This window comes from Kitasatospora sp. NPDC053308 (assembly GCF_055585785.1).
Map to the genome: position 1 here is coordinate 1 of NZ_JBVJJY010000066.1, position 1,387 is coordinate 1,387.

Below are 1,387 nucleotides of genomic sequence, written 5' to 3' on the forward strand. Positions count from 1 at the left end.
GGACGGTCGTCACGACGGTCGCGGTTGAAGCCGCCACCGCCCGGACGGTCGTCGCGACGGAAACCACCACGGTCCCCACCACGGTCATCCCGGTCACGGCCGTAGCCACCGGACGGACGATCGTCGCGACGGAAGCCGCCGGGACGGTCATCGCGGCGGAAACCGCCGCCGGCGGGGCGGTCGTCGCGGCGGAAGCCACCACGGTCACCACCGCGGTCGTCCCGGTCACGGCCGTGGCCACCCGAGGGGCGGTCCTCACGACGCGGACGGTCGTCACGGTCGTCGCGACGGAAGCCACCCGGACGGTCATCCCGACGGAAACCGCCACCCGCCGGACGGTCGTCACGACGGTCGCGGTTGAAGCCGCCACCGCCCGGACGGTCGTCGCGACGGAAACCACCACGGTCCCCACCACGGTCATCCCGGTCGTCACGACGGAAACCACCGGACGGGCGGTCGTCACGACGGAAGCCACCACGATCGTCCCGGTCACGGCCGTACCCGCCCGACGGGCGGTCATCACGGCGGTAGCCACCGCCGGCGGGGCGGTCGTCGCGGCGGAAGCCACCACGGTCACCACCGCGGTCGTCCCGGTCACGGCCGTAGCCACCCGAGGGGCGGTCCTCACGACGCGGACGGTCGTCACGGTCGTCACGGCGGAAGCCGCCCTGACGGTCGTCGCGACGGAAACCGCCGGACGGACGGTCGTCGCGCCGGTCGTCGCGGCGGTAGCCGCCACGGTCGTTCGACCAGCCCCCACGGGACCGGGGCTCATAGCCTCGGCCGTCGTCCGATCGACGCTCGGGACGGTCCTGGGGCTGGTTCGACATCGTGGTGACTCCTTCTGCTGCTTCAGCTTCACCGCGCCGGCCGTGCGTGCAACTCCCGCTGCCGTCACGCGGTTTCGGCGCCGACCTCCTGGCCCGCGCACCTCTCCATTGTCCGGCATGTCGGGACCCTCCGCGTCTGGGCGGAAGTCCCGTCCTGCCGGACCTTCTTCTTCACGTTCGCAAAACACAAAAAGGCCGCGGCCCCAGCGAATCGCTGGGGCCGCGGCCTTGAATAATTGTTCGGCGGCGTCCTACTCTCCCACAAGGTCCCCCCTGCAGTACCATCGGCGCTGTGAGGCTTAGCTTCCGGGTTCGGAATGTAACCGGGCGTTTCCCTCACGCTATGACCACCGAAACCCTATCGGGTATTCAGCGAAACACACTTTTCAGTTGAATAAGTGTTTCCTTGTTCGCCGGCGATAGCTGTTCGCTACCCGGGAACCACACAGTGAACGCGAGCGTCTGAGGACAAGCCCTCGGCCTATTAGTACCGGTCAACTCCACCCCTCACAGGGCTTCCATATCCGGCCTATCAACCCAGTCGTCTACTGGGAGCC

The 1,387-nt window shown here is 68.7% G+C and carries 2 rRNA genes and 1 pseudogene; all 3 read right to left on the minus strand.

Going from position 1 to position 1,387, the window contains the following annotated elements:
* A pseudogene (locus ACZ6Y7_RS37945) lies at positions 1–862 on the minus strand (hypothetical protein); the annotation flags it as partial.
* 206 nt (positions 863–1,068) lie between these two features.
* Positions 1,069–1,185: ribosomal RNA gene (gene rrf / locus ACZ6Y7_RS37950) — 5S ribosomal RNA — on the minus strand.
* Between the two features lie 109 nt (positions 1,186–1,294).
* Positions 1,295–1,387 (minus strand): 23S ribosomal RNA (locus ACZ6Y7_RS37955); the annotation flags it as partial.